Raw genomic sequence first — 6,114 nt, 5'->3', positions numbered from 1 at the left:
ACATTACATAAGTAATGTTTGAATTGACTGTGCTGAATCTTTCGATTCAATGGTCACTTCGTATCATTGAAACCTAATTTGATACCGAAGTATCGAATTGGATTATCATCAACGAGTGCCCACACAGATTGATAGGTCTATATTGTTAAAGAGCAACTCTTCTTTGTGATTGACATCACTTCGGAAGAGGCGGCCATTCTAGCGAGATAATTTATTGTGTCAAACACTTTCTTCAAATTATTTCGTTTTTCTTTTCAGCCTTATCAACTTCGCTTAAACCCTTGTGAGCCCTTGCCCTGTCGACGAGGAGGCATTATAGAGATCGCGCTCACATTGGCAAGTGTTATTTTTCAAAAATTGCAAAAATAATGGTTAAACGATGAGTTTTCGATCAAACCTTTATTTATTCAACTTTACCCCAAACTCTCACACAACTTATCCACAGAGTTGTTCTTTGAGACGTATTTTTCAAGTACCATAAATAAAGAAAGCTGCTTTATTGCAGCTATCTTTATTAAACTTAACCTAAACTCTATTTAAAGAGCATTATGGCTATATGCCAGACCCATCTTGTTCAGAGCCATCATCTTCGTGTAGGCCACATTCTCGCTTTAAGCCAAAGAATCGAGTTTCTTCCTCTGACATTCCCGGCTCCCATTTACGAGTGGTATGTGTATCACCAACTGAAAGGTAACCTTCATCCCATAATGGGTGGTATTTAAGGCCGTGTTGTTCTAAGTAGTAATGAACGTCTTTATTAGTCCAATCAATTACTGGTAGAAATTTAAACACACCGTTCTGAATTGATAGAATCGGTAAACCTGCACGAGATTTACTTTGCTCTCGACGCAATCCAGAGAACCACGTTCCAACATTAAGCTCTTTTAACGCTCGACGCATCGGCTCAACTTTATTGAGCTTGTTGTATTTTTCAATTCCCTCTACACCCTGCTCCCATAATTTTCCATATCGAGCTTCTTGCCAATTCGCACTTTCTTTGGCTCGATAAACTTTTAAATTTAGGTTGAGAGCATCTGTCAGCTCATCGATAAATCGGTACGTCTCAGCAAACAGGTAACCAGTATCGGTTAGAATGACGGGGATGTCCGCTTTGGCGCGAGTAACTAAATGAAGCATAACCGCGGCTTGAATACCAAAACTAGAAGAAACCGCGAACTCGCCTTCTAGATTATCTAAAGCCCACGCTACTCTCTCTTGTGCTGAAAGCTTTTCGAGCTCGACATTAATTTGAGCAAGACGGAGGATTTGCTCCGTCTTTGTTAATGTCAGTAACTCTGTGAGCTCCAGCTTGGATGCTACAGAATCAAGCATGAAAGTCCCTCTTTGATACGAGCACTTCTTGGATAATGCCAGCACGAATAGTGAAATCGCCAAAGGCTTCGCCTTCTTCACGCTCTTTCGACCATCGAGCCACCAGCAGATCAATCTCTTCTAAGATTTGCTTATCCGTGATGTTCTCTTTATACATTTTTGGTACTCGAGTACCGGCACGGTTACCACCTAGGTGCAAGTTGTAACGACCCGGCGCTTTGCCAACTAGACCAATTTCAGCCAACATTGCGCGACCACAGCCATTTGGACACCCAGTTACACGCAAAATGATGTTGTCATTTTCTGGTAGGTTGTGCTTCTCCAGAATCCCCTCCACATCAGTAACAAACTGAGGAAGGAAACGTTCAGCTTCTGCCATCGCTAGCGGACAAGTTGGAAAAGCAACACAAGCCATTGAGTTCTTACGCTGTTCACTTACGCCGTCGTCCATTAAGCCATGTTCACGAGCGATCTTTTCAATCTTCGCTTTTTCGTTTTTAGGTACACCCGCAACAATTAGGTTTTGGTTTGCTGTCATGCGGAAATCGCCTTTGTGGATTTTGGCAATTTCAGCAACACCCGTCTTAAGTGGTTTACCTGGAAAGTCTAATAAGCGACCGTTTTCGATGAAAAGCGCTAGATGATATTTACCATCAATTCCTTCTACCCAGCCAATACGGTCACCACGTTCTGTGAATTCATATGGACGGCTTTGCTCAAACTTAACACCAGCACGTTTCTCGACTTCCGCTTTAAAGACATCGCTACCTACACGATCCAATGTGTATTTGGTTTTTGCGTTCTTACGGTTTGAACGGTTACCCCAGTCGCGCTGAGTTGTTACTACAGCTGCGGCAACATCAAGTGTCTTGTCCAGCGGAATAAAGCCAAAGTCGTCAGCGCGGCGCGGATAAGTTGATGTATCGCCATGCGTCATCGCTAAGCCGCCGCCGACCAGGACGTTAAAGCCTACCAGCTTACCGTTATCTGCAATCGCTACGAAGTTGAGATCGTTAGCGTGTACATCTACGTCATTTTGCGGTGGGATAACCACTGTAGTTTTAAACTTACGTGGTAAGTAGTTCTTGCCTAGAATCGGTTCGTCTTCTTCCGTGCTTTCTACTTTTTCACCGTCTAGCCAAATCTCTGCATAAGCGCGCGTCTTTGGTAATAGATGCTCACTGATCTTCTTCGCCCATTCGTAAGCTTCTTGGTGTAACTCTGACTCCACTGGGTTAGTGGTACACAACACGTTACGGTTTACATCACCCGCGGTTGCAATCGAATCAATGCCAATACTGTTGAGCGTTTGATGCATCAACTTAATATTCGGTTTTAATACCCCATGAAACTGGAACGTTTGGCGAGTCGTCAGACGAATACTTCCATATAAAGAGTGCTCCGTTGCGAACTTGTCGATCGCTAACCATTGCGTTGGCGTGATGATGCCTCCAGGCATACGAGCACGAAGCATCACATTATGTAATGGTTCCAGTTTTTGCTTTGTGCGTTCATTACGGATATCACGATCGTCTTGTTGATACATACCGTGGAAACGAATTAACTGGAAGTTGTCGGCAGTAAAGCCACCAGTAATACGGTCCTGTAAATCTTGCTCAATGGTGCCACGTAATAAGTTGCTTTCTCGCTTCAGGCGCTCGTTATCAGATAGCGGCCCTAACTCTTCACCTAATACAACCTGCTTATTATTGTCCGTAGAAAAAGTCATTAGTACACATCCCTCTGATAACGTTTCGCTTTACGTAGGTCATTAATAAATTGTTCTGCATCGTCACGCGGCATCTTGCCTTCTTGTTCAGCAACGATAACCAATGCGTCATGCACATCTTTTGCCATACGCGTTGCATCACCGCAGACATAGATATAAGCGCCTTCTTGGATCCACTGCCACACTTGAGCTGCGTTTTCTAAGATGCGATGTTGTACGTAAACCTTTTCTACTTGGTCACGACTAAAGGCAACATCCAATCGGCTTAGTACTCCTGACTTGAGATACTTTTGCCATTCCACTTGGTACAAGAAATCTTGAGTGAACGTGCGATCACCAAAGAACAACCAGTTTTTGCCTTCAGCATCGCGGTTTTCACGTTCCTGAATAAAGCTACGGAATGGTGCGATCCCTGTACCAGGACCAACCATGATAATTGGAGTACTATCATCTTCCGGCAGTTTAAAGTTGTTGTTATGCTCAACAAATACTTTAACTTCATCTCCCTCTTCGAGACGCTGTGCTAAGAAACTAGACGCACCACCATATCGTTTTTCGTCGTTTTGTTCGTACTCAACCAAAGCAACCGTTAGGTGTACTTCTTCATCGACCTCTTCTTGGCTTGATGCAATAGAGTAAAGGCGTGGAGTAAGACGACGAAGCAAACCAATCAACTCATCTGCGGTTAACTTGGTTTTCTTTTCTGCCAGTACATCAACGATTTGAGTATTTGCAGAGTACTCGCGAAGCTTATCTTTATCTTCAACTAACTTTTGTAGCTTCTTGCTACCGGATAACTCGGCAAACTTTGTGATGAGCTGCGGGTTAGATGTTGTGATTTCATATTTACTCACAAGAGCACTGTGGATTGACAAGCTTTCACCATCAACGTCAACAGTCTCAACCCCAGACAAACCGACCTTACCAAGAATGGCATTTGCAAGTTCCGAGCTATTTTCAAACCACACACCTAGTGCATCACCTGGCTGATACGTTAAGCCCGAGCCTTCTAAGTCGATTTCTATATGACGAACGTCTTTTCCAGAGTCACGGCCCGTGATTTTTTGACTGGTCAGTAACGTCGCAGTGTACGGATTTTGTTTATTGTAAGGAGAGTGCGCAGTCGCAGCTTGACCCACAGGAAGTTGAACCACATCCGCTTCAGAGCCAGAAGAAAGTGTATCTTTTACCTTGTCTAACGCATTCTTACGCCATTCAGTTGCGCGGGCTTCATAATCCACATCGCAATCAAGACGCTCGATAAATGGAGTCGCGCCTAGCTTTGATAGGTAAGTGTCGAAGTCTTTACCGGTCTGACAGAAGAACTCGTAGCTAGAATCTCCCAATGCAATAACACCATATTGCAGGTTTGGCAGCTTAGGAGCCTTCTTCGATTGCAAAAACTCATGTAGCTCAATGGCATTGTCTGGCGCTTCGCCTTCGCCGTTAGTCGATGCCACAATAATGACATGCGTTTCTTTGGCTAAGTTTTTACCTTTGTAATCGCTTGCATCAAAAAGTTCGACTGCAATTCCTTCTGCTTTTGCTTCCTGCTCCAGAGCTTCAGCAACACCTTTAGCATTGCCCGTTTGGGAAGCAAAAATAATACTCAACTTACCTGCTGGCTTCGCTGATACGGCTGCCGTTGCTTGTGCAATTGGCGTTACCGCTGTGTTTGGTTGATTTTGAGCTAATCCCCAAAAATACCCACTGACCCAAGCAAGTTGCTGTGAAGACAACTCAGAGACAGTTTGTTGGAGTGAGCTAATTTGTTGGTCATTCAGAGGGCTTGCGATTGGAGGATTTCCTCCTTGCCCATTATTATCTTCAGACACATTCTTGTGAGAATACTCATTCTTTTGAAAAGACATTATCACGACATCCCTATTCATTGCGTGACGATAGAGTACCCACTCTCCTTAATAACAAGAAAGAATAGAAGTGAATGTTTTATAACTTTTTGGAAGTAAGAACGGCTTACTTTTTGCTCATCGATCTTCAATGCGGACTTGTTGAAAGCCTACTGCCATTGCCGATTTTGACGCAGTATCCAAATCTTCATAAAGACATTCTTCGCCGTGACTGTCCGTTAGAAAAACAAAACCACCGCGCGCATGTCTGAACTCTACAACCCAACCACCCTCTTGGATTGCAGGCTCAATAATCGCTTCGATAAGCTGATTTTCACGGAATAGATGTCTTAGTTCATTTATTGTCATCGCTATCCCTGTTTTAACTTTCACATTGCTCCTAGGTAAGCATGGTCTAAGTCAGCCAAATAGGGAGAAATTTCGATTAGATATAATGAAGTGATATAAAAAAACGCCGCTTATAAAGCGACGTTTTAAGTAAATCGAATATCTAACATGGCTGAGTTTAGAACGCGTATTCCGCACTCACAAAGAAGCCGTTAGCAAAAATAAACTCTTTCCCTAGATCCGACATGAATTTATCGGACTCTAAATCAATCACACGGTAACCTCCACGAAAAGCCAGTCGAGCTTTTTCGAGCGGTACATTGTATTGAACACCTGCCATGAAATCGGTGCTTTTGATACCTTTGTTGTCACCAAAGTTTATCTCACCAATCACATCAAAGTTTGTATCCGGAACTTGAATTTCTGCGTAACCATACCAAGCCCAAATCAGCTCATCAAATTCTTCTACACGCCTGCTTGAGCCAGCATCAATGTATTTAGTGTCACTTAAATTACTAAACGTGAGACCCGCATCAAAGTGCAATAAATCATGCTCTAGAACGTGGTAATACAAGGTTAAATCGAGCTTATCGAACCCCATGTAATCCGCATCAACACTTGAGTAACGAAGGCGCGCATTAGGGACGTATTTAACATCATGTTCAATCGCCGCGTAAAAAGTGCCTGCGGTACTGCTATCTCGTCTCACTTCATTAACTTTAGTGTCGGCAGCCCATACCTCTGCGCCGACTTTTGTCGATACAGAGTACTCTGCAAAAACAGGAAAAGATACTGCCAACGATAATGCCGTTAAAGCGATGTTCGCTTTATTTGTCATGTAGTATTTACTCCGAG

The 6,114-nt window shown here is 43.3% G+C and carries 5 protein-coding genes; all 5 read right to left on the bottom strand.

Features of this window, described 5'->3' with window-relative positions; translation table 11 throughout:
• Window positions 1-552: 552 nt before the first annotated feature.
• The 5 genes from R7R24_RS22310 to R7R24_RS22290 all read right to left on the bottom strand — a co-directional run bounded on the left by R7R24_RS22310 (window position 553) and on the right by R7R24_RS22290 (window position 6,097).
• A complete protein-coding gene (locus R7R24_RS22310) occupies window positions 553-1,332 on the bottom strand; it encodes a phosphoadenylyl-sulfate reductase (RefSeq protein ID WP_005382748.1) in 780 nt (259 codons plus the stop codon).
• Window positions 1,325-3,061, bottom strand: coding sequence for an assimilatory sulfite reductase (NADPH) hemoprotein subunit (cysI, locus tag R7R24_RS22305; RefSeq protein ID WP_005382750.1), 1,737 nt, complete (start codon window positions 3,059-3,061; stop codon window positions 1,325-1,327). Before cysI ends, R7R24_RS22310 begins: the two co-directional genes overlap by 8 nt.
• Window positions 3,061-4,932 carry an assimilatory sulfite reductase (NADPH) flavoprotein subunit gene (locus tag R7R24_RS22300; RefSeq protein ID WP_017633538.1) on the bottom strand — a complete coding sequence of 624 codons (1,872 nt, stop codon included), beginning with the start codon at window positions 4,930-4,932 and terminating at the stop codon, window positions 3,061-3,063. The genes cysI and R7R24_RS22300 overlap by 1 nt, the downstream gene beginning before the upstream one ends.
• Before the next feature lie 117 nt (window positions 4,933-5,049).
• Window positions 5,050-5,280, bottom strand: coding sequence for a hypothetical protein (locus R7R24_RS22295; RefSeq protein ID WP_005381264.1), 231 nt, complete (start codon window positions 5,278-5,280; stop codon window positions 5,050-5,052).
• A 157-nt stretch (window positions 5,281-5,437) separates the two neighbouring features.
• Window positions 5,438-6,097, bottom strand: a complete 660-nt coding sequence (locus R7R24_RS22290) for a TIGR04219 family outer membrane beta-barrel protein (protein WP_005381265.1) — start codon at window positions 6,095-6,097, stop codon at window positions 5,438-5,440.
• Window positions 6,098-6,114 lie beyond the last annotated feature (17 nt).

The sequence above is a fragment of the Vibrio sp. 704 genome, from assembly GCF_033339295.1.
The sequence above is the reverse complement of the archived record's forward strand: the minus strand, read 5'-3'. Positions and strand labels throughout refer to the sequence as shown.

What these genes read in the sequence shown, in the direction of transcription:
- R7R24_RS22310 (WP_005382748.1), bottom strand. Translation starts at nt 1,332, where the DNA reads ATGCTTGATTCTGTAGCATCCAAGCTGGAGCTCACAGAGTTACTGACA.
- cysI (WP_005382750.1), bottom strand. Translation starts at nt 3,061, where the DNA reads ATGACTTTTTCTACGGACAATAATAAGCAGGTTGTATTAGGTGAAGAG.
- R7R24_RS22300 (WP_017633538.1), bottom strand. Translation starts at nt 4,932, where the DNA reads ATGTCTTTTCAAAAGAATGAGTATTCTCACAAGAATGTGTCTGAAGAT.
- R7R24_RS22295 (WP_005381264.1), bottom strand. Translation starts at nt 5,280, where the DNA reads ATGACAATAAATGAACTAAGACATCTATTCCGTGAAAATCAGCTTATC.
- R7R24_RS22290 (WP_005381265.1), bottom strand. Translation starts at nt 6,097, where the DNA reads ATGACAAATAAAGCGAACATCGCTTTAACGGCATTATCGTTGGCAGTA.